The following is a 26,105-nucleotide window of genomic DNA, read 5'->3' as shown; positions in this document are numbered from 1 at the left end:
TCCCCCGACAGTCGTTTCAGCCGACCAGCCAGTCCACCGCCCGCTGCCGGATCTCCGCCGGCACCTCGTGGCCGCCGGGAAACTCGGCGTACTCGGCCGGATAGCCGAGGCTGTGCAGGCGGGGGACCAGCCGCCGGCTGCACACGTCCACCGGCAGCACCCGGTCGTCGGTGCCGTGCGAGACGAACACCCGCGGCCGGCCGTGGGTGACCAGCGGCGCGGCGAACCCGGGGGAGAAGGCCACGATCGCGTCGACCAGGTCGCCGTTGGTCAGGCCCAGCGAGAGGGCGTACGACGCCCCGTCGGAGAAGCCGCCCAGGGTCACCCCGGTCACCGGGTACGCCGCGAGGACCGCGCCCAGCAGCGCGTCGATCCGGCGGACGTCCGGGCCGTACCCCTCGGCGATCAGGTCCCAACTGCTCGCGGTGGCCGGTGGGGCGACCAGCAGCAGCCGGTGCGCGTCGGCCAGCGGGAGCAGCAGGTCCAGCCCCTGTTGGGCCGAGCCGCCGGCGCCGTGCAGCAGCACCACCACCCGGTACGGCCCGGTGCCGTCGGCCGGCGCGTACCGCAGGGCCGGCGTCCCGCCCTCCGGATCGGGGACCGAGGTCAGCCCGGTCGGGCCGGGCGCGGTCACCGCGGCCGGGCGGGCGGTCAGCCGGCCGTGCCGGTGCCCCTCCTCGGGCTGCCGGTGCGGCGGCGCGGGCTCGGTCAATGCTCGCCCCTCGGTCGTTTGGTTGGTCCGGCGGCGCATACCCGGCTGGTGCCGGCTCAACCGCCGCGCGCCGGCGCCCGCCGGGCCACTCGCTTCCGGCGGGCGCGTCGGCGCGGACCGGTGGCCGGGTCAGGCGCTCTCCCGGGCGGCCAGCGTCGACGGGAACGCGGTGACCGGCGGCACCCGCCGGGCCTCCAGCACCGCCGTGGCCGCCGCCGTGGCGATCCCCGCGACCGGGTGGGTGGCGGTGGTCAACGCCGGGCTGCTGACCGCCGCGTACGGGATGTCGTCGAAGCCGGCCACCGCCACGTCGTGCGGCACCCGGATCCCGCGCCCGCGCAGCGCGGCGATCGCGCCCAGCGCGGTGGTGTCGCTGGCCGCGTAGATCGCGTCGGTGTCCGGCCAGCGGGTGAGCGCCTCCACCGCCGCCCGGCCGCCCCGCGCGGCGGAGAAGTCGCCGGTCACCAGGCGCACCGGCAGCCCGGCCGACCGCATCAGCGCCTGGTACACGGTCACCGACCGCTCCGCACAGCTGAGCCAGCGGGGGCCGGTGACCATGACGATCCGGCGGCGACCGCTGGCGTGCAGGTGGCGCAGCACCGCGTCGGCGCCCGCGGCGTTGTCCACGTCGAAGGAGGGGACGGCCGCCGAACCGATGCCGATCGAGGCGACCCGGCCGCGAAGCGTGGCGGGCACCGCGTCGAGCATCCGCTCGGTCGTGTTGATCAGCAGCACCCCGCAGACGCTGCGGTCGTCGCCGAGCCGGCGCAGGCGGGCCGGGGCGCTCAGCGGCAGCCACTCCAGCGCCACCCCGACCCCGTGCGCGGCGCAGAGCCGGGCCGCCGCGCTCACCACCCGGTCCACGTACGGGTCGTCGAGGATCGCGGCGTCGGTGCCGGCAACGGCCACCACCAGCCGTACCCCGCCACCCCGGACCAGCGCGCGGGCGGCGGTGTTCGGCACGTAGCCGAGGCGGTCGGCGGCGGCGGTGACCCGGTCCCGGGCGGCCGGCGAGGCGAACCCGTAGCCGCCCAGCACCCGGGACGCGGTGGCCCGCGACACCCCGGCCGCCCGGGCGACGTCGTCGAGGGTGGCGGGACGTGCCGTCGGCGTGTCCATGAGTCGTCCTCCCATACCGGCCGCGCCCCCCGCGCCGGCCACTGTCGGCATCATGCCGCGTCAGGGCCGCCGTCGGTAAGGGTGATAGCGCTTGCCGTGAGAGCGCTCCCAGGTATGGGATGATCGGCGGGCAGCCCTCGGGGGAGAGGAAGACATCGCGTGAGCAGCACCATCGACGCGTCGAGCGTCGACCGGCCGGTCGTGCCCCGGGCGGTCCTGGCCGCCCGGACCGGGGTTGCGGTCGTGTTCGCCCTCAACGGGCTCGCGGTGGGCACCTGGTTCTCCCGGGTGCCCGCGGTACGCGAGGCGCTCGAGCTCAGCGCGGGGCGGCTCGGCCTGCTGCTGATGGCCTTGTCGGCCGGCGCGGTGCTGGCGATGCCGACGGCCGGGCTCGTCACCCAACGGCTCGGACCGGCCCGCACGGTGGCGGCGTCGGTCCTGCTCGTCGCGCTCGGCACGGTCGTCGCCGGCCTCTCCGCCGGCCTGGCCGGGTCGGTGATGGGGGTCGCCGTGGGCCTCTTCGCGTTCGGCTACGGCTCCGGCACCTGGGACGTGGCGATGAACGTCGAGGGCGCGGCGGTGGAGAAGCGCCTCGGCCGGACCATCATGCCCCGGTTCCATGCCGCGTGGAGCCTCGGCTCGGTGGCCGGGGCCGGAATCGGCGCCGGGGCGGCCCGGCTCGGCGTACCGGTGGGGGTGCACCTGCCCGCGCTCGCGGTCGTGGTCCTGGTCGGCGCGCTGCTCGGTGCCCGCGCCTTCCTGCCGGCCCCCGCCGAGGCGGAGGGTACGGCGGACCCGGCGGCCCGGCGGCGGGCGCTGCTGGCCACCTGGCGGGAGCCGCGCACTCTGCTCATCGGCCTGCTGGTGCTGGTCATGGCATTCACCGAGGGCAGCGCCAACGACTGGCTGGCGGTGGCGTTCGTCGACGGGTACGGCGTCAGCGAGGCGGTCGGCGCGACCGTCTTCGGCGTCTTCGTGGTCGGCATGACGCTCGGCCGGACGGCCGGCACGATCGCCATCGACCGGTGGGGACGGGTGCGGGTGCTGTTCGCCACCATCGGGCTGGCCGCCGCCGGTGCCGCCCTGGCCGTGCTGGCCGGCTCCGGGCCGCTCGCCGTGGTCGGCGTGGCGCTCTGGGGGATCGGGGCGTCGCTCGGCTTCCCGGTCGGGATGAGCGCCGCCGCCGACGACGAGGACCGGGCCCCGGCCCGGGTCAGCGTGGTCGCCGTGATCGGCTACACCGCCTTCCTGGGCGGGCCGCCGCTGCTCGGCTTCCTCGGCGACCACCTGGGCATTCTGTCCGCCCTCGGTGTCGTGCCACTCCTGCTGCTGCCCACCCTGGCGCTGGTCCCGGTGCTCCGCCCGCCCGCTCCGGCGACCCCGCCCGGCCAGGACTGATCGACCCCGCCCGGCCAAGGCTGATCGACCCCGCCCGGCCAGGGCTGATCGACCCGGGCCACGGCTTGTCGCGGTGCCCGGACGGGCCGGACCCGACAGGAACCGGGTGATCACGGCCGGTCAGCGGACTCGCACGGCGCTCCCAGCCACCTGCCAGGTGATGTTGCTGCACTGGGAGCGACGCCGAGGAGAGGAGGCGGGCATGGGCTGGTTCAGCCGACGGGGCGCCGACCGGACGACCCCGACCAAGCTCGACCGCGAGGCCACCGCGGAGGACCTGGCCGCGCTGGAGGCCTTCGTGACCAGCCGCCGCGGGGTGGAGTTCTACCTGGAGCCGGAGACCACCGCCACCGACACCACGGTGGTCGCCATCGCCGACGACGGCGAGTGGATCCGCCGCCGCACCGGCTCGCCCCGGGCCGCCGGGAAGATCGCCCAACGGCACGCGATCCCGCTGTACGAGGCGGCCCGCACCGGCTACCCCGAGCGGATGCGGGCCTGGAACCGGGCCCACCCGGAGCGCCGGGCCCGCTGACCGGCCGCCGGCCGGGGTCAGCGGTGCGCGCGGAACGCCGCCGCCAGCTCGTCGTCGTAGGTGGCGATCGGGCGTCCGTCGGCCGCGTACGCGACCAGCCGGCCGTGCGTCATGGTCGCGGCGCGGAACGAGAAGATCCGGGACCCTGGGTAGGCGTCGAGCAATGGGATGGCCCGGGGTGCCCCGCCCGGCGCCGAGTAGTAGGCCAACCGGGCCACCTGCTCGGAGACCACCCCGTTGACCCGGACCTTCGTCGGCTCGACGGCCGTGCCGAAGGAGACCGCCGTGTCCCCGCCGTACGCGGCGCACTCGGCGGCCCCACGGCAGACGAAGAAGTATCGCGGGTTCGCCACGTCGTCGAGGGCGTACGCCTTGAACGTGGGGTCCGCGCCGGCCGGGAGCGGCTGCACGGCGAAGAACGCCAGCGCCGCGGCGGCGGCCACGCCCACCCGCAGCCAGGCCCGGCCGGCGGTGGCCCGGCGGTGTGCCCGGGTGGCGGTGACCGCGACGCCGCCGAACCCGACGAGGCAGAGCGCGCCGACGCCGAGCGCCCGGGCGTTCTCCAGTAGGAACTGCACGCCGGGCCGGGCGGACACCGGGCCCAGCGCCGCGCCGAGGGATACCACCATGGCCACCAGCAGGGCGGCGCCGGCCACCCGGCGGGCCACCCCGGACGCGCCGACCAGCAGCATGGCAGCCAGCACCGGCCAGATCTGGTGGTGGGTCCAGGACACCGGGGAGGCGGCCACGGTGGCGCAGCCGACCAGCACGGCGGCGTGCCCCGGCCGGCCGAGCCCGGTGAGCTGCCGGGCCCGCAGCAGCGCCACCGCGCAGATGACGCCCACCAGCGCGGCCCAGAGCAGCGGCAGGGTGGCCGGGGCGACGCCGACGCGGAGCAGCATCCCGTGCAGCGACTGGTTGCCCAGCGACGCGAGGTCGCCGATCCGGGAGGTCTGCAGCACCGTCCCGGTCCAGTAGGTCCAGCTCTCCGCCGGTAACACCGCCGCGGCGACCCCCGCCGCCACCAGGAACGCAGCTGCCGCCCGACCGGCGTCCCGGTAGCGGCCACTGACCAGGAAGTACGCCACGAAGAGCAGCGGGGTCAGCTTGATCGCGGCGGCCAGCCCGACCAGCACGCCGCGCCAGCGGGGCGGTGTGATCCCCATGCCGTCCAGCAGGGCCAGCAGCACGATGAAGATGCTCACCTGACCGAAGCGCAGGTTGCTCTGCACGGGCGCGGAGAGCATCAGCGCCGTGGCGACCGCGGCCACGGCCAGCGGCCGTCGGGACCGTTCGGGCGCCAGCACCCCACCGACCGGTACGGCGATGGCGACCACGGCCACGACCGTCAGCAGCAGCCAGAGCACGCCCAGTGCGGGCTCCGGGAGCACGGTGATCGGCGTGAGCACGAGCGCCGCGAACGGAGGATAGGTGAACGGGCCCCCGTTCTCCGCGACGTACCCGTACAGCGGCCGCCCGGCCCGCAGGTCGGTCAGCGCCCCGTAGTAGATGTGCAGGTCGGAGAGGTGGTCCGGGCGCCGTGCCACCAGCCCGACGGAGACCACGGCGGCCAGCGCGAACCCGGTCCACAGGAGAGTCACCCGGCGATCCCGCATCGATCGAGGATAGGACGGACGGCTGCGTCGCGCGGCCCCGTGCGCCGTGGTGGCGGTCAACCGGCCAGCGCGGTTCGCGCCTCGGCCAGCCGCACCGCCCGGTCGGGCGAGGCGCGGCCGTGCCTCCGGTAGCGGTCAGCCGGTCAACGCGCGGGCGAGCGCGTACCCCAGGGTGGCCGCAGCCAGCCCGGCGACCACGCTGGCCAGCACGTTCGCCAAGGCGTGCAGGCGGGCGCCCGTTCGGGTCAGCCGCAGTGTCTCGTAGCTGAGCGTGGACCACGTGGTCAGCGCGCCGCAGAAGCCGGTACCGATCAGCGTGGTCACCGCCGGGTCCGCCGGCACCGCCACCACCGCGCCGAGCAGCAGCGACCCGAACACATTGACGGTCAGCGTGCCCCACGGGAAGGGGGAGTCGTGCCGGGCCTGCACCGCCCGGTCGGTCAGGTAGCGCAGCGGGGCGCCGAGCGCGGCCCCGATCGCGATCAGCAGCACGGTCATCGGGACCCCCGGTCACCGGCCCGGGCCAGCACCCGGCCGGCCAGCGCGTCCCCCAGCCAGACGGCCAGGAGCGCCCCGACCAGGGTCGCCGCCAGGTACGCGAGTGCGGTGCCCGGCGCCCCGGCGGCCACCGCCCGCTGCACGTCCACCACGTACGTGGAGAACGTGGTGTAACCGCCGAGTACCCCGACGCCGAGGAACGGCCGGACCAGCGGGGCGGCCGGACGGGCGGAGATCACCGCCATCAGCACGCCGATCAGCAGGCAGCCGGTGACGTTGACGCCGAAGGTGGCCCACGGAAAGCCGGTGGGCGGGTGCGGGAAGGCCGTCTGGAGGCCCGCCCGGGCCAGCGCGCCGAGCACGCCCCCGGCTGCGATGACGCCGAGCACCGCGGCCGGGTGGGCGGTCAACTCCCCCCGGTCGGCGGGTACGCGCAGGTCGACGTCCGGGTCGACGCGGCGTTCGGGTGGTCGTGTCACCGGTGCCGAGCATAACGGGGCCTGCCGCCTCCCCTGACCGGTCCTCCCGCAGGCCCCTGACCTGGCAGGACCCACGGTACGGGCGTACGGTGTGCGGCATCGCCCGGCGCGCGGCGGCGTCGGGGCTTGTCGCGCAGGAGGCAACCGTGCAGGACCGCACCCCTCGTCCCGATGAGCTGGAACCCGTCGAGCGGGTGTCCGTGGACGAGCTGCGGGCGGTGCAGTTGGACCGGCTGCGCCGGTCGCTGCGGCACGCGTACGACAACGTGCCGCACTACCGCCGGGCCTTCGAGGCGGCCGGGGTCCACCCGGACGACCTGCGCGAGCTGGCCGACCTGGCCCGCTTCCCGTTCACCGGGAAGGCCGAGCTGCGGGAGAACTACCCGTTCGGGATGTTCGCGGTGCCCCGGGAGCGGATCGCCCGGCTGCACGCCTCCTCCGGCACCACCGGCCGCCCCACCGTGGTCGGCTACACCCGCAACGACGTCAGTACGTGGGCGAAGCTGATGGCCCGCTCCATCCGGGCCGCCGGCGGACGCCCCGGCGACCGGGTGCACGTCGCCTACGGGTACGGGCTGTTCACCGGTGGGCTCGGCGCGCACTATGGCGCCGAGGAGCTGGGCTGCACGGTCATCCCGGTCTCCGGCGGGATGACCGAGCGGCAGGTGATGCTGATCCGCGACTTCGAGCCGGAGGTCATCATGGTCACCCCCAGCTACCTGCTGGCGATCGTGGACGAGATGGAACGCCAGGGCGTCGACCCGAGGTCCACCTCGCTGCAGGTCGGCATCTTCGGTGCCGAGCCGTGGACCGAGGACATGCGCCGGGAGATGGAGCAGCGCCTCGACATGCACGCGGTCGACATCTACGGCCTGTCCGAGGTGATGGGGCCCGGGGTGGCCGTCGAGTGCGTGGAGACCAAGGACGGCCTGCACCTGTGGGAGGACCACTTCTATCCGGAGATCATCGACCCGGTCAGCGGGGAGGTGCTGCCCGACGGTGAGCAGGGGGAGCTGGTGCTCACCTCGCTCACCAAGGAGGCCATGCCGGTGGTCCGCTACCGCACCCGCGACCTGACCCGGCTGCTGCCCGGCACCGCCCGGACGATGCGGCGGATCGAGAAGATCACCGGCCGGACCGACGACATGATGATCGTCCGCGGGGTGAACGTTTTCCCCACGCAGATCGAGGAGCTGATCCTGCGTACGCCCGCGCTGTCGCCGCACTTTCAGTGCGTGCTGGACCGGCAGGGCCGGATGGACACCCTCACCGTCAAGGTGGAGCGGCGGGCCGGGGTGCCGGCCGACGAGGCGGAGCGGGCCGGGGCGGCACTGGTGCAGCAGGTCAAGGACACGATCGGGGTGAGCGTGGCGGTGCGGGTCGTGGAGCCCGACGGGGTGGAACGGTCGATGGGCAAGATGCGCCGGATCGTCGACCAGCGGCGGGGGTGTTGAGGTGGGGGAGCAGGACGGCCGCACCGCGGCCCACGACATGTTCGACGCCGACGTGGCCTCCAAGGGGCTCGGCATCGAGCTGGTCTCGGCCGGCGACGGCGCGGCGGTGGCCCGGATGCGGGTCACCGCGGCCATGCTGAACGGCCACGCGATCGGTCACGGCGGCTTCGTCTTCCTGCTCGCCGACACCGCGTTCGCGCTGGCCTGCAACAGCCACGGCCCGGCCACGGTGGCCGCCGGCGGGGAGATCAGTTTCCTCCGGCCGGTGCGCGAGGGCGACCTGCTGGAGGCTCGGGCCACCGAGCGGGTCCGCTACGGCCGCAGCGGCATCTACGACGTCACGGTCTGGCGGGACGACGAGGTGGTCGCCGAGTTCCGCGGCCGCAGCCGCACCCTGTCCCGGGACGCGCGGGGCGGCGCGGCCGGCTGAGCCCCGCCGGTGTCCCCACCGGACGGTGGACCCGGCCTAAGATCGGGGCATGCGTGTGCTGGTGGCGTCCGCGCCCCTGATCGGTCACGTGTTCCCGCTGCTGCCGCTCGCCCTCGCCCTGCGCGACGCCGGGCACGAGGTGCTGGTCGCCACGGCGGCCGACGGCCTCGCCGCGGCCCGGTCCGGCCTGCCGGTCCGCGACGTCGCGCCGGCGTTCGACTTCGGCCGGATCGCCCGCGGCGTCCTGCTGCGGCATCCGCTGATCGCGCGGGCCGAGCTGGCCGGTACGGCCGGCACCCGCGGCGCCGCCCTCCTCTTCGGACAGGTCAACGACGAACTGGCCGACGGCCTGGTCGCCCTGGCCCGGGAATGGTCCCCCGACGTGGTGATGTACGAGCCGTTCGCGGCGGCCGGCGCGCTCGCGGCCGTCCGGGTCGGCGTCCCGGCGGTACGCCACGAGAACTCGCTCTTCGACGGGCGCGAGCTGGTCCGGGTCACCACGGCACGGCTGACCCGGGCACTGCGCCGGCACCACGTCGCCGCGATCCCGCCACCCGCCGGGGCGATCGCCGTCGCCCCGCCCAGCGTGGTGACCCAGGACGGCTGGCCGATGAGATACGAGCCGTACGGCGGCGGTGAGCTGCCGGCCTGGTTGCGCGAGCCCGGGGAGCGGCCGCGGGTGCTGGTCAGCCGGAGCACCGTGGCCGGTCCCGGCGGGGCGGGCCCGATGCGCGCCGTGGTCGCCGCCGCCGACCGGGTGGACGCCGAGTTCGTCCTGGTCCGGCCGCACGGGCGGCTGGCCCGCTCGGCGTTGCCGGCCAACGTCCGTACCGTCGACTGGATCCCGCTCAACGCCGCCCTGCCGGCCAGCGCGGCGCTGGTCCACCATGGCGGCGCGGGCAGCGTGCTCGGCGCGCTGGTCGCCGGGGTGCCGCAACTCGCCACCACCGGTGCGGGCGACCGTCGGTACAACGCCACCCTGGCGGCGGACCGGGGCGCCGGCATCGCCGCGCCGGCCGGGGGGATCACCGCCAACACCCTGACCCAGCTGGTCACCGACGCCGAGCTGTCCGCCGCCGCCCGGCAGGTGAGCGGGGAGATCGCGGCGATGCCGCCACCGGCCGAGCTGGTGGCCCGGATCGAGTCCCTGGGCTGAGCTTCCACCGGCGCGGCTGCCCGGTCTGCCGGTGGCCCAGCAGCACGATGAACCGGTGGCACACATCCTGCTGTTGCACTCCGTCTTCGGGCTGCGGCCCGCCGTGCTGGCCGCCGCCGCCCGGCTGCGCGCCGCCGGGCACGAGGTCACCACCCCCGACCTGTACGGGCTGCCGGCGGCGGACACCGTCCAGGACGGTTTCGCCCTGCTCGACAAGGTCGGCCGGGACAGCGTGCTGGAGCGAGCCCGCGCGGCGGCCCACGATCTCCCGGCCGAGGCGGTGCTGGCCGGCTTCTCGATGGGCGCCGGGGTGGCCGGGGCGCTGCTCGCCGAGCGGCCGCAGGCGGCGGCGCTGCTCCTGCTGCACGGCACCGGGGGCGCCCCGGAGTCGGTACGCCCCGGGCTGCCGGTGCAGCTGCACCTCGCCGACCCTGACGAGTACGAGCCGCCGGACGAGCTGGACGAGTGGCGGCGGGCGATGACCGGCGCCGGCGCCGAGCTGTCCGTGTACCGCTATCCCGGGCCCGGCCACCTCTACACGGATCCCGATGTGCCCGACCACGACGCTCTGGCGGCCGCGCTCACCTGGGACCGTGCCCTGGCGTTCCTCGCCGGTTGAGCCGCGGCGCCGCTCCACCGATCAGCGGGCATGGTGTTCTCCGCCGTCGCGCGCGGCCGGCCGCCCGGGCCGGGTGTTCCGCCGCTGGCGCTATGGACGTGATGACGTGAATGGATCGGCCCGGCGGAGGTGGTGCTCGTCGGGCCCTTTCGAGCTGATGGCGTGCCCGACTCATCCCACGCCAGACGGGCTTGAATCGTTTACGCCATCAGGTCTGTAGGCAGCGAGGAGGACGTGGTGCGGCGCGACGGACACACCGGGCAGCCGCCACGGCAGGCGCGGACCGGGGCGACGCCGGGGGCGGAGCAGCCCCGTGCCCGCTCCGCCCCTGACGCCGGGCTCAGGCCACGGCGAGCGCCGGCGACCCGGCGAAACCGCCGGTCCGACGGCGTCCCCGTGCTCGCGCCCGGGTCGCGGCCCGGTGCGCCGGTTCCCGGTCCCGTCCTGTCAGGGCTGGCGGGCCGACGGCCGGCAGGGCCTGCCGGCGACCGTCCACCGGTGCGCCCGCTCCCCGTGCCAATCCGATGTGCGGCAGGCCGGCGTACCGGGACGGGGAGCGCGGCAGCGAGACCGTGGGCGAGCCGTCGAACGAACGGGCAGCATCCACCAGTCCGGACAGCGGCCCCCTCGCCCCACCGTCGCCCGGCGACGACCCGGAACCCGGCCGGGCCGGGCAGCTCGCCACCGTCGGGCCGGTCGCCGGATCGCCGGCCCGGGGACCGGCGCTCGGCCGACCCGCGAACCCTGCCGTGGCGGCCACGCGGTCCATGCGCGTCCCCGCGCCGGTCGCGGCTGCCGCGCGGTCCGGGCGCGTCCGCGCGCCGGTCGCGGCGGCCACCGCGGGTTGGTGGGCGGTCCGCGCCCGCCCGGCGAACTCCGCCCGCAGCGCGCGGGGCAGCCGGTGCCGCGCCACCCGGGCCACCGTGGGCTCGGCGACGGCGTACCCGCCGAGGCCGGTCCGGCGCAGCAGGCCGGCCGCGACCAGGCTGCCCAGCATCCGCTCCGCCCGACCGTCGGTCCAGCCGAGCAGCCGGTCCATCGTCGCGGCCGGGAACTCCGCACCGTGGGCCGCGCCGGCCATCAGCACCGCCCGCTGGTCGCCGTCGAGCCGGTCCAGCCGGGCGTCGACCCGGCGGCGCACGGCGTCCGGCACCGCACCCGGGTCGCCGTCCTCGGCGAGCGCCCGGACGTACGCCTGCGCGGCGGCCGGGTTCCCGCCGGTCAGCGGCAGCAGCTCCCCGGCCAGCGCGGCCGGTCGGCCGGCCCGGTCGAGCAGATGCCGGAGCAGCCGGCCGGTGTCCACCGCGCCCAGCGCGGGCAGCGGCACCCGGCGACGCCGGCCGGCGGCCCCGGGCAGCAGGTCGGCCCAGCCCGGTCCGTGGGTGGTCACCACGGCCAGGGGCAGTCCCCGCTCGCTCGCCGTGGCGAAGAGCCGGTGCAGAAAGCGGTTCAACGCCGGGGCCGCCCGGTCCAGGTCGTCCACCGCCACCACGGTCGGCTGGTCGGCGGCCAGGTCGAGGAGGACCTCCCGCCAGACCTCGGCGCCGCGGCCCGCCGCGTCCGCGTCCTGCGGCGCCAAGACGAAGTCCGCCAGCGCGTGCACCGCCGCGGCGCGGTGGGCCGGCGGCAGCAGCCCGGCCAGGGCCGTGGCCAGCCGGCGGCGTACGGTCGGGGCGGGGTCGGTGTCGTGGACCCGGGCGAACGCGCGGACCGTGTCGGCCAGCGGCGCCAGCTCTCCCTCCGGGTACGGCGGGCAGTGCGCCACGCACCAGCGAACCGGCGCACCGTCGACTGTCGACACCGCACGGGTCAGCTCGTGCAGAATCCGGCTGCGGCCACTGCCGGCCGGGCCGACCAGGGAGACCCAGCGCGGCCGCCGGTCCCGGACGGCCCGGGCGATCTCGTCGCCGGCGGTGGCCAGCTCGCGGCGCCGACCGACCAGCGGGCCCTGGTGGCGGGTCGGCCGGGGCCGGGCTGCCCCCAGCACCCGCCAGACGTCCAGCGGCAGCGCCTTCCCGGCCACCGTCAACGCCGCCAGCGGGCGCTGGTCGACCAGCCCGTCGGTGGCCCGCCGGGTGGCCGCGCAGACCGCCACCCCGCCCGGTGGGGCGTACTCCTGGATGCGGGCCGCGGTGGTGATGACGGCGCCGCTGGCGGTGCCGTGTCCGCCGTCGCGGGTGGCGGCCAGGTCGACCAGGGCCTCACCGGTCGCCACGCCGACGCGGACCCGCAGCCGGACGCCGGCCGGTGCCCGCCGGTCCAGCGCGTCCTGGATCTCCAGCCCGGCCCGCACCGCCCGGTACGCGTCGAACCCGTCAGACCCGTGCGCCCCGAACAGCGCCATCACCGCGTCGCCGATGTACTTCTCCACCACGCCGTTCCACCGGCGCAGCACACCGGCGACCGTGTTGAAGTACGCGCGTTGCAGCTCCCGGACATCCTCCGGGTCGAGCCGCTCCACCAGCGCGGTCGAGCCGACGATGTCGGCGAAGAGCACGGTGACGGTGCGTCTCTCCTCGGGCACCGGCCAGTGCGCGGCGGTGACGGGTTTCCGACTTCTCACGATCGTGGTCATGGGCCTCGCACCCACCCTTTCCCCCGCCCGGTGCCTGACGACCTCCGGAGACTTTCACCACCGGGTCCTCGGGGGATCGGTAGGACGACGTATGTCGACCACCCGCAACCTTTAGTCGTAATGTCGACGCGAGATGTACCACCACCGGCTCTCGCCCGTAGAACGGTGGGGGAACGTGTGACTAGGCTGCGAGCCATGGCCAGCGATGTGGACACCGCACCGCTTGTCGGCCGTGCCGACACCGTGACGGCGCTCCGGTCGGCCCTGCTCGACGACGTCGCGCCCGGGCACACCGCGGCGGTCTTCCTCACCGGTGAGAGCGGGGTGGGCAAGACCCGGCTGCTGGCCGAGGTCAGCGAGCGGCTGCGGGAGGCGGGCGCGCTCGTGCTGACCGGTTCCTGTCTCGACATCGGCGACGCCTCCCCGCTGCATCCGCTGCGGCAGGCGTTGCGCCGCTTCGACGCCGAGGCGACCGAGGCCCGCCTCGCCTCGGCGGTCCGCGGCCTGCTCCAGGTCTTCGACGAGGAGACCCCGGGCCCGGACGGCGCGGGCACCCTGCTGGAACGGGTCTCCCGCGGGTTGCAGCTGGTCGCCGGGGGGCGTCCGCTGGTCCTGGTCCTGGACGACTTCCAGTGGGTCGACCGGAGCACCCGCCAGCTCCTGCTCTATCTGCTCGCCGGCCTCGGTGACCTGCAGCTGTCGGTGCTCGCCGCGATCCGGGCCGAGTCGTTGCAGGGCGCGCACCCGTTGCGCCGGGTGCTCACCGAGCTGCGCCGGCTGCGGTCGGTCCGGGTGGTCGACCTGGCGCCGCTGGACCGCGCCGGCACCGACGAGCTGGCCGCCGCGATCGTCGGCGCGCCGCTGAACCCGGACGCGGCCGACCAGATGTGGCAGCGCAGCGGCGGCAACCCGTTCGTGGTCGAGGAGCTGGCCCGGGACCTGCGCGACGGCCGCGACGGCCTCTCCGACACCGTACGCGAGGTCTTCCTGGCCCGGGTGGACGCGCTGCCGCAGCACTCGCACGCGGTGGTGCACGCGGTCGCCGCGGGTGTCGAACCGGTCGAGCACTGGCTGCTCGCCCAGGTGGTCCGGTTGCCGGAGGAGGAGCTGATCGACGCGGTCCGGGCCGCGGCGGCGCACCGGCTGTTGGTCGGCGCCGACGACGGCTACCGGCTGCGGCACCGGCTGGTGGCCGAGGTGCTGGCGCACGAGCTGCTGCCCGCCGAACGCGCCGCGCTGCACCGGCGCTACGCCGAGGCGCTGACCTCGGCCACCGCCGAGCTGCACCAGGCCCGGCTGGCCCACCACTGGCGGTTGGCCGGCGAGCCGGGCCGGGCGTTGCCGGCGGCGATGGCCGCGGCCCGCGAGGCCGAGCGGCTGCAGGGGTACGCCGAGGCGCACCGGCACTGGTCGGCGGCGTTGCAGCTGGCGAACACCCCGCACGCGGTGTCGCCGGACGGCGACCGACCGGACCCGGTCGAGGTGAACCGCACCGAGCTGCTGGAGCACGCGGCCGAGACGGCGCACCACTGCGGCGAGCACGCCCGGGCCCTGGCCCTGCTGGAGGAGCTGGCCGCGGACCCGGCCGGGCCGGCGACCTGCGCCCTGCACATCCGGCGGGCCCGCTACCTGGCCGCCGCCGGCCGGTCGGCGCCGGCGGAGGCCGAGTACCGGCGGGCCCTGGAGGCCGCCGACTGCACCCCCCGGGAGCGGGCCACCGCCGCCGCCCACCTGGCCGAGCTGCTGCTGCACCTGGGCCGGTACGGCGAGGCCGGTGACCAGGCCCGGGAGGCGCTGGAGCTGGCCGCGGCGGTCGAGGGCTCCACCTCGGAGCTGGTGCTGGCCAGCGCCGCGCTCGGTTTCAGCGAGGCCTTCCTGGAGGACCCGGACGCCGGGCTGGCGGTGATGCGCAACGCGCTGGAGATCGCCGAGCGCGCCGGCCGGCCGGAGGACGTCGCGTGCGCGTACCTGCACCTGGCGGAGCTGCTCACCGGTCCGCTGAACATCCTCGAGGAGGGGGTGGTGGTCGCCCGCCGGGGTGCCGAGCGGGTCGCCGAGCTGGGGCTGGGCCGCACCTGGGAGACCCGGCTGCTGGCCATCGCCACCAACGGGCTGTTCCGGGTCGGCCAGTGGGCCGAGGCGGAGAAGGTGGTCGCGGCGGCGCTGCGGCACCGCCCCTCCGGCGCCGACGCGGTGGAGCTGCTGCTCGCCCGCTGCCGGCTCTCCGTCGGGTACGGCGACATCGAGGCCTCCGACCGGGACCTGGAGGCGGTGGCCACCGTGCTGGCTGGCGGCGGGGCCCGGCACGTGTTGCCGATGCTGATCCTGCGGGCCGGACTGGCCATGTGGCAGGGGCGGCACGACCTGGCCCGGCAGGCCGTCCAGCGGGGCCTCACCGAGAGCCGCTCCGACGACGTCATCGTGCTCGCCACGCTTGCCTGGCACGGGCTGCGGGCGGAGGCGGAGGCGCACGCCAGCCGGACCGTCGAGGTGGACCCCACCGCGGTGCGGCGGCTGCGCGAGGTGGCCGACCGGGTGGCGCGCAAGAGCGAGAAGGCGGGGGCCCCGGTGCGCTACGTCGCCGACGGGTTCCTGGCGTTGTGTGACGCCGAGGTCAGCCGGCTCGACGGCAAGGGTGACCCGGAACTGTGGGCCCGCTCGGCCGAGCTGTGGGACCACCGCAACCACCCCTATCCGGCGGCGTACTCACGGCTGCGGCAGGCCGAGGCGCTGCTGGCCCGGCGCAGCAAGCCGGCCACGGCGGGCAAGCTGCTGCGGCAGGCGTACCAGATGGCGCAGGGGCTGGGCGCGGTGCCGTTGAGTTCGGAGATCCGTACCCTGGCCGGTCGGGCCCGGGTGACCCTGGAGGATCGGCCGTCCGACGCCCGACCGGTGCCCCGGCCCCGGCGCGCCCCGGCGGACGCCGCGCCGGCGGTGGACGAGCTGGAGGTGCTCACCGCCCGGGAGCGCGAGGTGCTCGCCGCGGTGGCGGAGGGGCTGACCAACAAGGAGATCGGCCAGCGGCTGTTCATCAGCGAGCGGACCATCGGTGTGCACGTGTCGCACATCTTCGACAAGCTCCAGGTGCGCACCCGGGTGCAGGCCAGCGCGATCTTCCTGCGCAACCGCTCCGCGTAGACCGGGCGCCCGATCGCGCCGAATACGTCGTTCTACTGATTCGGCCGGCGTACGCCGGCTGGGAGGCTGTCCAGCGTCACCGTGGCGCCCCGCGGCGTTCCGGCACAGTGGAGGAGAGATGACTGAACCGGTCTGGGGTCCTGTGCACCAGGACATCGTCGGGCTGCTCGCCGACCACCCCGCCGACGTGCCGGCGGTCGTCGACCACCTCACCAAGCTCCAGGACATGCTGGTCCGGCTGCCTCCGCTCGAGGAGAGCTGCCCCCTCGCCGACTTCAACAAGCTCTACCTGACGATCACCACGAGCGTGCTGGAGGGCCTGTACGACGACCGGTTCGCCGACTCGGTCTTCCTGGCCCGGCTGGACGTGGAGTTCGCCACCCGCTACTTCGACGCGTTGCGATACTGGACCGAGTCCAGCCCGAACACGCCGAAGGCGTGGGCCTGTCTGTTCCAGCGGATGCGCGGCCCGGACGCCCGGCCGCTGCCGTCCGCCGCGGCCGGGGTCAACGCGCACATCAACTACGACCTGCCGTTCGCGCTGGTCACCACGTTCGACAGCCTGGAGTCCGAGCCGGTCGACGGCAGCGAGCAGCATCGCGACTACCTGGAGATCAACAACATCTTCGCCGAGAAGATCCCGGGGCTGCGCCGCGGCTACCTGGACAACTGGCAGTTGATGATCGACATGCTGAACGGCGAGATCGACGACTGGTACCAGGGCGAACTGGTGGAGTACACCCGAAACGTGGCCTGGCGCAACGCGCAGAAGATCTGGCGCTGCCGGCACGATCCGGAGGCCCGCGAGTGTGAGCGGACGCGGCTGGACGACAACGCCGCGCTGCTCGGCCGGCTGCTGCTCTCGCCCCTCGGGGCGTTCCTGCAGTAGCCGGGACGGGGGGTCCCCGCGCTCCGGAGTCCAGGGGGGCGGAGCGCGGGGACGCCGTCCCGCCGGACGGTGCGAGGATGGGCCGGTGGAGCAGGCACTGAGCGGCAACGTCACCGCCGGCATCGTGCGGTGCGGGGACACCGTCCGGCGCCCGGCCGGCCCCTGGACCGACGCCGTCGACGCCCTGCTGGCCCACCTGCGCGACGTTGGCTTCACCGGTGCCCCCCAGCCGCTCGGCCGGGACGACCGGGGCCGCCAGGTGCTGGAGTACGTCCCGGGAGAGCTGGGCGACCCGTCTGGCACGTACACCCTCGACGAGCTGGCGTCGATCGGCGCCTTCGTCGCCGACCTGCACCGCGCCACGGCCACGTTTCTGCCCCCGCCCTCAGCGGCGTGGCAGCGGGTCATCCCGCCCGACCGCGAGGACCTCATCTGCCACCACGACGTGGCGCCGTGGAACCTGGTCCGGTCCGCCCGCGGCTGGGTGCTGATCGACTGGGACTCGGCCGGCCCCGGCACCCGGTTGTGGGAGTTGGCGTACGCGGCCCAGAGCATGACGGGGATACGCCCGGACCGGCCGCTGGGGGAGTCTGCCGAGCGGCTGCGCGCCCTGGTGGACGGCTACGGGCTTGGTGCGGCGGACCGGCCGGCCCTGGCCGCGCTGCTCGGTCGCCGGGCGCGCGCGATGTACGACCTGTTGTGCCGGGGCGCCCGGGACGGGGTGCAGCCGTGGGCGCGGATCCACGCCGAGGACGGAGCGTACTGGCGGGCCACCGCCGAACTGCTGGACGCCCACGTGGACCGGTGGAGCGCCGCGCTGGCGTGACGGCTCAGCCGCGCCGGGTCCGGTTCCGGTACGCCGCTGCGGCGGCCCGGTTGTTGCACAGTTCGCAGCAGTAGCGCTGCCGGCCCGCCCGGGTCCGGTCGAGGTAGGGCGCCCGGCAGGGGTCGGCGGCGCAGACGCCGAACCGGTCCGTCCCGCCGGTCGTGGCGGCCCGGGCCAGGGCTCCGGTGACGGTGGCGGCGAACGGCCCGGTCGGGCCGGGCCGGGGCAGCGGGGTCAGCCGCAGCGTGCCGTCCGGGCTGGCCTCGACCGCCGTGCCGGCGCTGACCTCGGTCAGCACCTCGTTGAGGGTCGCCACCCGGGTGGCCGGGTCGGGAGCGGCGAAGACCTGGTAGAGCCGTGTCCGCAGCTCCCGCAGCCGGGGCAGGTCGGCGTCGCCCAGCGGTTCGGTCAGCTCGGTGAGGCCGAGTTCCCGGCCGGCGGCCCGGAGCCGGGCCACGGAGAGCTGGTCGACCGGGTCCTGGAGCACCCAGTAGCTGTGCAGCAGCGCGACGGCCAGCCGCAGCGCCGGCTCCAGGGGTGGCACCGCGCTCATCCGCGCCCGCTCCGCCGTCCGGTTGCCGACACGCCCGCCGTCCCTCCCCGCTTGACCTACCGCCGCCCGCCATCCTACCGTCATCAGCTGTAAAACGCGTTTAAAAACTTATGGAGGTGTGTGGTGCGACGACTACCCGCACTCGTGTCCACGGCCGTGCTGCTGGTCGCCGGCGCGTTCGTCAGCGCCGGCGGGGCGCACGCGCAGGCCCCGACCGACGCCGCGAGCGCCGGCGGACACCGGGCCGCCGTGCTGGTCCGGGACATCGAGATCCCGGTGCCCGGGCAGCCGGCCGTCCGGGCGTACCTGGTGCGGCCGCAGCGGTCCGGCGCCGGGCTGGCCGGCGTGCTGAACCTGCACTGGTTCGAGCCGGGCCGGGTCAACCAGGACCGCACCGAATTCCTCGCCGAGGCGACCGCCCTGGCCGGGCGCGGGGTGGTCTCGCTGCTGCCCCAGCTCACCTTCCCGTGGGCGGGCGACCCGGTCGGCGACGCGCGGGACCGGGCCGCCGTGACCGCCCAGCTCGACGCGGTGCGGCACGCGTACCGGCGGCTGCTCGCCGAGCCCGGCGTCGACCGGACCCGCACCGCCGTGGTCGGCCACGACTACGGCGCGATGTACGCCGTCGACCTCGCCGCCGGCGAGCCGGGGCTGCGTACGGCGGTGCTCCTCGCGCCGGACGCCACCTGGGCGAACTGGTTCGACCTGTACTGGCTCCAGCTGCCGGAGGGGGAGCAGACGGCGTACCGGGCGGTCTTCGCCGGGCTGGACCCGGTGGACCTGGTGGGGCGGCTCGGTGCCGGGGCGTACCTCCAGTTCGCCGGCGCGGACCGGTTCGTCGGCCCGGCGACCCGCGCGGCCTTCGCCGCCGCCGCACCGCAGGCCCGGGTGTCGCTCTATCCGCGCGAGGAGCACGACCTGGGCGCGACCAGCGTCCGCGACGACCGGCTCGCCTGGCTCGCCGACCGGCTGGACCTGCGTGACTGACCACAGCGGGAGGGGGCTGGCCGGCCCGGGGGCTGCCGGCCGGTCCCGGCTCGCGGGATGGGCGGGCCCGGGCGCGGTGCCGACCACCGGGCCGCGGCCGGACCGGTGAGGGGACCTCGCTCCGGCCGCACCGGGCGCCGGCCGAGCCGGCCCGGGCGATCTTTCCCGGCTTGCCGGGTTCGCCGGTCGGCGCCGCGGGTACCGCCTACGGTCGGGTCAGGCTGGCGTTTGCGGGTGGCGTCGCTGTGCGGGCGGCCCGGCGAGCCGCGCGCCGAGGGGTGGACATGACGGACGGGCGGGACGGGCCGCGACGCGGGCGGGGGCGGCGGGGCAACGCGGGGCGCGGCGACGAGCGCGGACTTGACGCCGCCGGCGACCGGGACCGCGCCCCGGGCCCCGGCCGGACGCCGGCGCGGATCCCGGAGTGCGTGCCGAGCCACACCCGGCCGGCGGAGCCGCCCAACCGGCTGAGCCGGTGGCTGTTCCAGCACCGGGTGCACCCGGTCGGCCCGGAGACGCTCGAACCGGAGGCCCGGGCCCACCCCTGGTGGCAGGTGATGTGCCTGACCGGCGTGGACTACTTCTCCACCCTCTCCTACCTGCCCGGCATCGCCGCCCTGGCGGCCGGTGTGCTCTCCCCGGTGGCCACCCTGCTGATCGTGGCGCTGACCCTGTTCGGGATGCTGCCGATGTACCGGCGGGTGGCCCGGGAGAGCCCGCACGGGCAGGGCTCCGTGGCCATGCTGGAACGGCTGCTGCCGTTCTGGCGGGGGAAGATCTTCGTACTCATCCTGCTCGGCTTCGTCGCCACCTCGTGGATCATCACGATCACCCTCTCCGCCGCGGACGCCACCGTGCACCTGCTGGAGAACCCCAAGCTGCCGGCGTCGGTCCCGCACGGCGCCACGGCGGCGGTGCTGGTGACGGTGGTGCTCCTGCTCATCCTCGGCGGCGTGTTCCTGATGGGCTTCAGCGAGGCGGTGCAGGTCGCCATCCCCCTGGTCGCGGTCTTCCTCGCGCTCAACGCGGTGGTCGTGGTGGTCGGGCTCGGTCAGGTGGCGGCCCACCCGGAGGTGCTGAACGGCTGGCTCGAACTCCTCACCGCCCAGGTCACCAACGTCAGCGACCTGGTGGGGCCGGCCGTGCTGGCGTTCCCGCTGCTGGTGCTGGGCCTGTCCGGCTTCGAGACCGGGGTCAGCATGGAGCCGCTGGTCCGGGGCCGGGGCGCCGACCCGCAGGAGCGGCTCCGGTCCCGGATCCGGAACACCCGCAAGCTGCTCACCGCCGCGGCGCTCATCATGTCCGTCTACCTGATCACGACCACCTTCGTCACCACCGTGCTGATCCCCCCGAAGGAGTTCCAGCCCGGCGGGGCGGCCAACGGGCGGGCGCTGGCCTTCCTGGCCCACGAGCACCTGGGTGAGGGATTCGGCACCGTCTACGACATCAGCAGCATCCTCATCCTCTGGTTCGCCGGCGCCTCGGCGATGGCCGGCCTGATCAACATCGTGCCGCGTTACCTGCCGGACTACGGCATGGCGCCCGAGTGGGGCCGCGCGGTCCGTCCCGTGGTCCTCGTCTACACGCTGATCAGCATCGCCATCACGGTGGCCTTCCGCGCCGACGTGAACGCCCAGGCCGGGGCGTACGCGACGGGGATCCTGGCGATGATGTTCTCCGGCGCGATCGCGGTGGCCATCTCGGCGCTCCGCGCCCGGCACCGGGTCGCCGCGGCCGGCTTCACGGTACTCACCGTGGTGCTGCTCTACGCGCTGCTGGCGAACGTCATCGAGAAGCCGGACGGCATCACGATCTCCGCGTTCTTCATCCTCGGCATCGTCGTGGTCTCGCTGGTCTCCCGGGTCACCCGGACCACCGAGCTGCGCGCCGCGCAGATCGAGTTCGACGAGTCGGCGCGGCGGTTCGTCGCCGACTCGCTGGCGAAGGACGGTCGGCTGCACCTGGTCGCGAACAAGCGGCAGAGCGGGACGGTGCAGGAATACCGGGCCAAGGAGCGGGCGCAGCGCGCGATCAATCCGGTGCCGGGCAAGGCCGACGTCCTCTTTCTCGAGATCGACGTGATCGACCCGTCGCAGTTCAGCCAGGTGCTGCGGGTGCACGGGGTGGAGGTGGACGGGTACCGGGTGCTGCGGGCCGGCAGCCCGGCCGTGCCGAACGCGATCGCGGCGATCCTGCTCGCGCTCCGGGACGCCACCGGGGTACGCCCGCACGCCCACTTCGAGTGGTCGGAGGGAAATCCCCTCGCGCATCTGCTGCGCTACCTGATCCTCGGCCGGGGGGACACCCCGCCGGTGGTCCGGGAGATCATCCGCAAGGCCGAGCCCGACCCCGCCCACCGCCCCGGCATCCACGTCGGCGGCTGAGGCGGCGTGTTCAGCCGGGCGTGCGGCGGAGCGCCCCCAGGCCGCCGGCGAGAAACTCGTGGGCGGCTGCCCGTTCCGGCCGACGCCGGCCAACGCCCCCGGGAAACCAGCCTCCTAGGACGCCGTACGGAGGGTGACGGCGCCCGCGCCGGACCCGAAGCGGCCCGCGCCGCGGGAAGCGGGCGCGGGCCGGAGGGGGGAGTGGCCTACTTCGAGGGCTCGGGGAGCGTGCAGTCCACCTTGGGGTTGGCGCCGATGTAGTTCAGCGGACCGGCCACGATGGTGACCAGAATGGTGCCGGCCTCGGCGCAGTTCTTGTCGTCGTTGCTGTAGTAGCCGCGCTGACCGGCGGCGATCGCGCCGATGATGAGCCAGATGACGACCAGGACGCCGAGTATCGAGGTGCCGCGCATGGGGTGCCTCCACGGGGTTGTGGCTGATTCGAGAGGTGCGGTCCCTGTACCCCGGGCGGGTGAGTGCCCAAACGGTGCCGCGAGACGTGCGGCCGATTTCGATCATCGCGGCCCCGGTGGCGACCCGCAGCGGGCGCCGCTCACGGCACGCCGGCTCAGGTCGGCGGGGCCGGATCCTCCGGTGGCCGGCCTCGGCTGCGCAGGTGGTCGGCGACGGCCACGCCGGCCAGCACCAGCATGGCGCCGAGCGCGGCGCACAGCGGCGGCAGGAACAGTACCGCCGGCGCGATGGTGAGCAGGGCGAGCAGCCCGCCGGGGCGGGACAGCGACACCCGGCTGAACACCTCGTACTCGAAGACGCTGCGGCCGATCAGGAACATCGCCGGCCCGCCGAGGATGACCGCCGCCCAGGCCGGCGGCGTACGCCCCGTCGGCTCGTGCAGCACCAGGTCGAAGCCGGCCGCGGTGGTCACCACCCCGGCCACCATCAGCAGGTGGGTGTAGGGCGCGGTGTTCAAGAACCGGCTCGGCTGCTTCGACTGGGAGATGGCCTGCGGCAGCAGCTCACCGGACTTGTGCACGTAGATCCGCCAGAGCAGCAGGGTGGTGACGAAGGCGACCCCGAACGCGGCGATGTTCTCCGCCTCCGAATGGTGGAGGCTGAACATCGTGCCGGTGACCAGGATGGCGTCGCCGAGGGCGATGATGAAGAACTGTTGGTAGCGCTCGGACAGGTGCTCGGCGGTTACCTCCCGTTGCGAGTCGGGCACCACCCCGAGTCCGGGCACCGGGTATGCGAGCCGGAAGCCGAGATAGTCGATGCCCAACGCCAGTGCCCAGAACGCCTGCCGGGCGTCCTCCGACACCACGGCCCCGACCAGCCAGGGGACGGCGGAGACCGCGAACCAGAGGAAGACCCGCGCCGCGCGGCGTCGGGTCGGCCCGTCGTGCCGGACAGCCGGCATGAGGAAGAGCCCGCGTCCAAGGTGGATGGCCACGTACGTCCCGGCGAAGACCAGGCCTCGGGTGCCGAAGGCGTCCGGGACGGCGGTGGTCATCAGCAGCGCGCCGAACATCACCACGGCGATCAACAGCTTGATCTGTGGGCGCTGCGGGTCGTACAGGTCGGTGACCAGGGTGGTGATGGCCCAGGTCCACCAGATCGCCATCAGCATGAGCAGGGACTGGAACGCCCGCTCCCAGCTCACCTCGGTGACCAGGCCGCGTGAGATGAGGGCGAGCGCGACCACGTAGACCAGGTCGAAGAAGAGCTCCAGCAGGGTCACCCGGCGGGGTGACTCGGGGTCGCGGACCGGGGCCTGCCGGTGGGCGGGCTGCTCCGGCGTTGCGGAGGGCACGAACTGCTCCTGCGGTGGCGGGATCGGCGCGGCGGGCCGTCCGGCCCTTCACCGACGGTAGCCACGGCCGTCCTGACCCGTGTCCGTTTTCGCGCTTTCCGGGGCACCCTTCCCGGGGGCGGTGGCGACGGCGCCGGCCGGGGCAGGGCACGCCGGAGGGGGTGCTGACGCCGTTCCGGCCGGCGCTGGTCCGGGCCGGTGGTGACGGAGCGTCACCACCGGCCCGGGGTGTTCAAGCGGTGGCGGGGCCGCTCAGGGCAGCACCGCCTCGGCCTCGGCGCGGGCGCCGGCGAGCACCTTCGCCTGCTGCGGCCAGGTCGCCACGCTCGGCGCGGCGCGCAGGCCGGCGGCCTTGATGGTCTCCCGCAGCGCCGCCTCGTCCAGCTCGGCGAGCTGCTGGTAGGTGCGGATGCCGGCGGCCTGGAGCGCGGCGGCCATCTTCGGTCCGATGCCCTGGATCTGCCGGAAGTCGTCGGCGGCCTGGTCGGCCGGCGCGGCGACCGGGGCCGCGGCGGGTTCCGCCTGGGCCGCGGTGGTGTTCTCGATCGAGGTACGCGGCGCGGGGATGGCCACCGGGGTGGCCGGCTCCTCGGGCGCCGCGGCCGGCTCGACCTCGGCGGCGACCGGCTCGGCCTTGACGGTGACCGGCGCGGACTCGGCGGGCTGGTCGGCCGGGGCGGAGCCGGCCGGCTCGGGGGTGTCGGTGGACGGTGGGGTGGTGGCCTCGACGGCCGGGGCGGCGACCGGGGGAGCGTCCTGCTCGGCCGGGGCCGGCTCCTCGGTCACCGCGGCGGGCGCCGGGACCTCGTCGACGACCGCGGCGGGCCGTTCCTGGTCACTGGTGGCGGTCGCGGGGTCATCCTCCACCGTGGGCGCTGCCGGGCCGGCGGTGGTGCGGCCTGCGGCCAGCACCCGCCAGATCACCAGGCCCGCCACCACAGCCAGGATCACGACCAGCCATAGCCCGAAACTCGACGACACGGCCAATCTCCTCCTCAGTACGTGAACGACAGTCGTGAGAAAACTCGGGGCAGCTTCGCACACGTACGTCGGGGATGACAGGGCGGTCCGCGGCTTTCGTCGCTGGTGGGACGGTTCGTGCCGAACGGTGGTGGTGGGATGACTGAGCGTGTGCCGCAGCAGGGGCTGGGGGCGCCCCGGACCCTGGTGCCTGATGGGGTCCGGGTCGCCCGGTCACGCGCGCTGCCGCGGGTGCGGTCAGCGGATCAGCCCCGGTGTGCGGGCTCCGGTGGCGTCCCAGCTGTAGAAGCAGCCGGCGACGGCCTCCCGTGGGGAGTGCCAGGTCGGCAGATACGGCGACGTGTGCGCGGACAGTCGCTGGTTGACCTGCTCGAAGAGTGGGTGGTTGCGGACGCCGGCCGCCGCGTCCGGGTCGACGTCGGCGGTCTCCATCAGGTGGACGCACAGGTCGTGCAGGCTGTACAGCGACCGGTGCCGGACGCCGGTCAGGATGGGCAGCTCGGTCGCGTCGGACTCGGCGAAGATCTGCGCCACCCGTCCCTCCGCGCCCGGCACGATCCGGCTGACGACCAACAGTCGACTCATCGGGACCCCTCTCGCCGGCGGTGCCGCCGTCCCGCGCAGCCGGGCGTCGGACACCGTGTGCGCTCACATTGCCCGGTCGAGTGTCAACTGCTCGTCACGATCGGTCACTGTTCGGTGATGGTTGTCGTGACGCCGTCGCTGGGGCCGCACCGTCGGTTGTGTCCGGTGAGCGCGAGCCGGGTGCGGTGGGCGCGGTCGGTCCGCGGTGCGCGGGTGGGCCGGACGGCCGGCCGGGCGGGTTGCCCCGGTCGGATCGCCGGGACGGTGGCTCGTGCCGCGAGGCGCGCCGGATCGGGGCGAGGGTGTCGTCGAGCAGCGCGCACATCGCCGGGGACGGCTCCAGGCGCAGTTCGCGCAGCAGCAGGTCGCGGTAGACGTAGAAGGCGTGCACCGCCTCGAAGGCGTTGCCCTCGGCGAGGTGGATGCGGACCACGAGGCGGTGCGGGGTCTCCCGGAGTGGTTCGGCGGCCATCGCTTCCAGGGCCGCCTCCAGGGCCTCGCCGTGCCGGCCGGCGGCAAGGTGGTTGCCGGCGAGTTCCTCCAGCATGTGCAGCCGCAGTTGGCGCAGCCGTTCGCGTTCCAGCAGCACCCAGTCGTCGTACCAGCCGGGGAGCAGGTCGTGGCGTCCGGCGCTGGCGGCCCCGCGGGGCGTCTCGCGGTCGCGGACGCGGGCGGCGGTGTCGACCAGTTCGTCGACGTCGAGGTGGACGGTGTCGCCGAGCCGGACGGTGTCACCGTCGGTCAGCAGCGGGCAGCAGGGGTCCTGCCGCAACCGCCACAGGGCGGTACGCAGCGACGACAGCGCTCGTTCCTCGGAGGTTTCCGGCCACAGCAGCCCGGCCAGGTGGCTGCGGGTGGCGCCGGGTCGTAGCCCGATCAGGGCGATGACCCGTTGCAGTCCGCGGGGCACCACCACCGGCACGTCGTCGTGCAGCAACCGGAAGCCGCCGAGCAGGTGCAACGACACCGGTGACGCGGACGGATCCTCTGCCGCCGGCGTCCTCGATTCACCGGTCACGGGCGCACCCCCTGCACCGGAACCTTCGTTCCGACTGTCCTGTGTTGCCCGGCGCGGTGCCCGCGACCCCGGTGTCGGAACGGCTCCCGCCGCGGCGGCTGACGCCGCTGCAGCCGGGCTGACCGCAACGAACGTTACCAACTATGATTACTCTGGGTCAACAGTCATGGTGTCAAATGCGACTGTCCACACTCCGCGCGAAAACTGGCGCTGAACTGCGAAAAAGTGTCGGAATGAGTTCCCGGAAGTCGATCTTCTGATAGCTGGCGCACAGGATGCGTCAACGCAGCGTCACGACATTTCGCCTCGGATGGCCCGCAGGTGACGCCCCGTTGACGGTGTCGGCGGGACGGTGACGGAGTCGTCCGGCGGGACCGGCCGC

Annotated in this window: 22 protein-coding genes and 1 pseudogene; 11 read left to right on the top strand and 12 right to left on the bottom strand. The window is 75.1% G+C overall.

What is annotated here, in order from left to right; genetic code table 11:
• Positions 1–16: 16 nt before the first annotated feature.
• Positions 17–712, bottom strand: a complete 696-nt coding sequence (locus tag ACFYML_RS09375; protein ID WP_387420119.1) for an alpha/beta hydrolase — start codon at positions 710–712, stop codon at positions 17–19.
• 129 nt (positions 713–841) lie between these two features.
• A complete protein-coding gene (locus ACFYML_RS09370) occupies positions 842–1,831 on the bottom strand; it encodes a LacI family DNA-binding transcriptional regulator (protein ID WP_387420117.1) in 990 nt (329 codons plus the stop codon).
• Between the two features lie 159 nt (positions 1,832–1,990).
• On the opposite strand from ACFYML_RS09370, the gene ACFYML_RS09365 reads away from it, so the two are divergent.
• The gene (locus ACFYML_RS09365) at positions 1,991–3,229 is read left to right on the top strand and encodes an MFS transporter (protein ID WP_387420116.1); all 1,239 of its coding nucleotides are present in this window, start codon (positions 1,991–1,993) and stop codon (positions 3,227–3,229) included.
• 202 nt (positions 3,230–3,431) lie between these two features.
• Positions 3,432–3,764 carry a hypothetical protein gene (locus ACFYML_RS09360; protein ID WP_387420115.1) on the top strand — a complete coding sequence of 111 codons (333 nt, stop codon included), beginning with the start codon at positions 3,432–3,434 and terminating at the stop codon, positions 3,762–3,764.
• Positions 3,765–3,781: 17 nt separating this feature from the next.
• On the opposite strand, the gene ACFYML_RS09355 is transcribed toward ACFYML_RS09360, so the two are convergent.
• The 3 genes from ACFYML_RS09355 to ACFYML_RS09345 form a co-directional block, all read right to left on the bottom strand.
• A complete protein-coding gene (locus ACFYML_RS09355) occupies positions 3,782–5,380 on the bottom strand; it encodes a glycosyltransferase 87 family protein (RefSeq protein WP_387420114.1) in 1,599 nt (532 codons plus the stop codon).
• Between the two features lie 135 nt (positions 5,381–5,515).
• Positions 5,516–5,878 (bottom strand): fluoride efflux transporter CrcB, encoded by a 363-nt coding sequence (gene crcB / locus ACFYML_RS09350; protein WP_387420113.1) that lies wholly within the window; start codon positions 5,876–5,878, stop codon positions 5,516–5,518.
• Complete coding sequence (locus tag ACFYML_RS09345) at positions 5,875–6,357, bottom strand: CrcB family protein (RefSeq protein WP_387420112.1); 483 nt, start codon at positions 6,355–6,357, stop codon at positions 5,875–5,877. Before ACFYML_RS09345 ends, crcB begins: the two co-directional genes overlap by 4 nt.
• Before the next feature lie 146 nt (positions 6,358–6,503).
• Between ACFYML_RS09345 and paaK the strand changes: the two genes are divergently transcribed.
• From paaK to ACFYML_RS09325, 4 genes are read left to right on the top strand one after another with little or no spacing between them, the layout of a single operon-like run.
• The gene (gene paaK / locus ACFYML_RS09340) at positions 6,504–7,811 is read left to right on the top strand and encodes a phenylacetate--CoA ligase PaaK (RefSeq protein WP_387420111.1); all 1,308 of its coding nucleotides are present in this window, start codon (positions 6,504–6,506) and stop codon (positions 7,809–7,811) included.
• A gap of 37 nt (positions 7,812–7,848) precedes the next feature.
• A complete protein-coding gene (paaI, locus tag ACFYML_RS09335) occupies positions 7,849–8,241 on the top strand; it encodes a hydroxyphenylacetyl-CoA thioesterase PaaI (RefSeq protein WP_387420312.1) in 393 nt (130 codons plus the stop codon).
• A 49-nt stretch (positions 8,242–8,290) separates the two neighbouring features.
• The gene (locus tag ACFYML_RS09330; RefSeq protein WP_387420110.1) at positions 8,291–9,397 is read left to right on the top strand and encodes a nucleotide disphospho-sugar-binding domain-containing protein; all 1,107 of its coding nucleotides are present in this window, start codon (positions 8,291–8,293) and stop codon (positions 9,395–9,397) included.
• Positions 9,398–9,428: 31 nt separating this feature from the next.
• The gene (locus tag ACFYML_RS09325) at positions 9,429–10,016 is read left to right on the top strand and encodes a dienelactone hydrolase family protein (protein WP_387420109.1); all 588 of its coding nucleotides are present in this window, start codon (positions 9,429–9,431) and stop codon (positions 10,014–10,016) included.
• 340 nt (positions 10,017–10,356) lie between these two features.
• Here ACFYML_RS09325 and ACFYML_RS09320 read toward each other — a convergent pair whose 3' ends face one another.
• Entirely contained in the window at positions 10,357–12,591 is a 2,235-nt protein-coding gene (locus ACFYML_RS09320) for an AAA family ATPase (RefSeq protein ID WP_387420108.1), read from the bottom strand.
• 195 nt (positions 12,592–12,786) lie between these two features.
• On the opposite strand from ACFYML_RS09320, the gene ACFYML_RS09315 reads away from it, so the two are divergent.
• The 3 genes from ACFYML_RS09315 (at position 12,787) to ACFYML_RS09305 (ending at position 17,444) form a co-directional block, all read left to right on the top strand.
• Positions 12,787–15,729 carry a helix-turn-helix transcriptional regulator gene (locus tag ACFYML_RS09315; RefSeq protein WP_387420107.1) on the top strand — a complete coding sequence of 981 codons (2,943 nt, stop codon included), beginning with the start codon at positions 12,787–12,789 and terminating at the stop codon, positions 15,727–15,729.
• Between the two features lie 118 nt (positions 15,730–15,847).
• On the top strand, positions 15,848–16,618 hold the full coding sequence (locus ACFYML_RS09310; RefSeq protein WP_387420106.1) for a DUF5995 family protein: 771 nt from the start codon (positions 15,848–15,850) through the stop codon (positions 16,616–16,618).
• Between the two features lie 85 nt (positions 16,619–16,703).
• Positions 16,704–17,444: a phosphotransferase enzyme family protein gene (locus ACFYML_RS09305; RefSeq protein ID WP_387420105.1), complete on the top strand. Its 741-nt coding sequence runs from the start codon at positions 16,704–16,706 to the stop codon at positions 17,442–17,444.
• A gap of 4 nt (positions 17,445–17,448) precedes the next feature.
• Here the strand turns inward: ACFYML_RS09305 and ACFYML_RS09300 are convergent, their stop codons facing one another.
• Positions 17,449–17,997: a CGNR zinc finger domain-containing protein gene (locus ACFYML_RS09300; RefSeq protein WP_387420104.1), complete on the bottom strand. Its 549-nt coding sequence runs from the start codon at positions 17,995–17,997 to the stop codon at positions 17,449–17,451.
• A 123-nt stretch (positions 17,998–18,120) separates the two neighbouring features.
• Here ACFYML_RS09300 and ACFYML_RS09295 point away from each other — a divergent pair, with 123 nt between their 5' ends.
• Positions 18,121–18,984: an alpha/beta hydrolase family protein gene (locus tag ACFYML_RS09295; RefSeq protein WP_387420103.1), complete on the top strand. Its 864-nt coding sequence runs from the start codon at positions 18,121–18,123 to the stop codon at positions 18,982–18,984.
• A gap of 284 nt (positions 18,985–19,268) precedes the next feature.
• A complete protein-coding gene (locus ACFYML_RS09290) occupies positions 19,269–21,368 on the top strand; it encodes an amino acid transporter (RefSeq protein WP_387420102.1) in 2,100 nt (699 codons plus the stop codon).
• A 206-nt stretch (positions 21,369–21,574) separates the two neighbouring features.
• On the opposite strand, the gene ACFYML_RS09285 is transcribed toward ACFYML_RS09290, so the two are convergent.
• The 5 genes and pseudogenes from ACFYML_RS09285 to ACFYML_RS09265 form a co-directional block, all read right to left on the bottom strand.
• Entirely contained in the window at positions 21,575–21,781 is a 207-nt protein-coding gene (locus ACFYML_RS09285; RefSeq protein ID WP_073836253.1) for a hypothetical protein, read from the bottom strand.
• A gap of 155 nt (positions 21,782–21,936) precedes the next feature.
• Positions 21,937–23,139, bottom strand: a complete 1,203-nt coding sequence (locus ACFYML_RS09280; RefSeq protein WP_387420101.1) for a low temperature requirement protein A — start codon at positions 23,137–23,139, stop codon at positions 21,937–21,939.
• 252 nt (positions 23,140–23,391) lie between these two features.
• A complete protein-coding gene (locus ACFYML_RS09275; RefSeq protein WP_387420100.1) occupies positions 23,392–24,120 on the bottom strand; it encodes a helix-hairpin-helix domain-containing protein in 729 nt (242 codons plus the stop codon).
• A gap of 237 nt (positions 24,121–24,357) precedes the next feature.
• Positions 24,358–24,705, bottom strand: a complete 348-nt coding sequence (locus ACFYML_RS09270; RefSeq protein WP_387420099.1) for a TcmI family type II polyketide cyclase — start codon at positions 24,703–24,705, stop codon at positions 24,358–24,360.
• A 244-nt stretch (positions 24,706–24,949) separates the two neighbouring features.
• Positions 24,950–25,723 (bottom strand): annotated as a pseudogene (locus ACFYML_RS09265) (BTAD domain-containing putative transcriptional regulator); the annotation flags it as partial.
• Between the last annotated feature and the right edge of the window lie 382 nt (positions 25,724–26,105).

This window comes from Micromonospora sp. NPDC007230, assembly GCF_042869115.1.
In the GTDB taxonomy this organism is placed as follows: Bacteria; Actinomycetota; Actinomycetes; order Mycobacteriales; family Micromonosporaceae; genus Micromonospora.
The sequence above is the reverse complement of the archived record's forward strand: the minus strand, read 5'-3'. Positions and strand labels throughout refer to the sequence as shown.

Coding starts and splice junctions, on each gene's coding strand:
- paaI (WP_387420312.1), top strand. CDS start 7,849: ATGTTCGACGCCGACGTGGCCTCCAAGGGGCTCGGCATCGAGCTGGTC.
- ACFYML_RS09270 (WP_387420099.1), bottom strand. CDS start 24,705: ATGAGTCGACTGTTGGTCGTCAGCCGGATCGTGCCGGGCGCGGAGGGA.
- ACFYML_RS09370 (WP_387420117.1), bottom strand. CDS start 1,831: ATGGACACGCCGACGGCACGTCCCGCCACCCTCGACGACGTCGCCCGG.
- ACFYML_RS09320 (WP_387420108.1), bottom strand. CDS start 12,591: ATGACCACGATCGTGAGAAGTCGGAAACCCGTCACCGCCGCGCACTGG.
- crcB (WP_387420113.1), bottom strand. CDS start 5,878: ATGACCGTGCTGCTGATCGCGATCGGGGCCGCGCTCGGCGCCCCGCTG.
- ACFYML_RS09330 (WP_387420110.1), top strand. CDS start 8,291: ATGCGTGTGCTGGTGGCGTCCGCGCCCCTGATCGGTCACGTGTTCCCG.
- ACFYML_RS09310 (WP_387420106.1), top strand. CDS start 15,848: ATGACTGAACCGGTCTGGGGTCCTGTGCACCAGGACATCGTCGGGCTG.
- ACFYML_RS09285 (WP_073836253.1), bottom strand. CDS start 21,781: ATGCGCGGCACCTCGATACTCGGCGTCCTGGTCGTCATCTGGCTCATC.
- ACFYML_RS09355 (WP_387420114.1), bottom strand. CDS start 5,380: ATGCGGGATCGCCGGGTGACTCTCCTGTGGACCGGGTTCGCGCTGGCC.
- ACFYML_RS09360 (WP_387420115.1), top strand. CDS start 3,432: ATGGGCTGGTTCAGCCGACGGGGCGCCGACCGGACGACCCCGACCAAG.
- ACFYML_RS09300 (WP_387420104.1), bottom strand. CDS start 17,997: ATGAGCGCGGTGCCACCCCTGGAGCCGGCGCTGCGGCTGGCCGTCGCG.
- ACFYML_RS09315 (WP_387420107.1), top strand. CDS start 12,787: ATGGCCAGCGATGTGGACACCGCACCGCTTGTCGGCCGTGCCGACACC.
- ACFYML_RS09290 (WP_387420102.1), top strand. CDS start 19,269: ATGACGGACGGGCGGGACGGGCCGCGACGCGGGCGGGGGCGGCGGGGC.